Below are 254 nucleotides of genomic sequence, written 5' to 3'. Positions count from 1 at the left end.
CCACCAGCACTAGCCCATGCTCCCCTGCTGGCCTGATATAAATGTCGTTGCCCTTGGCGTTCATGCGTTTGAGCCATGCGGCGGACTGCTCCACCTCGGCGCGGCTCCATTCGCGGTTCATCATTTGGCCGGTCTTGGCTTCGCGAATTCCCACCTCGAAACGCTCCACGCCCAGCGCATTTATTTGCTTCTGGATGGCTTCGCCGGTACGGTCGCGCCCCTGATTTGCTCGGCCACGCTCTGCGCGTCCAGCG

General features: G+C 61.8%; 1 pseudogene. It reads right to left on the bottom strand.

The window, feature by feature from the left end:
- Positions 1-254: pseudogene (locus tag GHO03_RS24955) on the bottom strand (DNA-primase RepB domain-containing protein); the annotation flags it as partial.

The organism is Pseudomonas sp. FSL R10-1339, assembly GCF_009600545.1.
GTDB classification, from domain to species: domain Bacteria; phylum Pseudomonadota; class Gammaproteobacteria; order Pseudomonadales; family Pseudomonadaceae; genus Aquipseudomonas; species Aquipseudomonas bubulae.
This window is presented reverse-complemented; position numbering and strand designations above follow the sequence as displayed.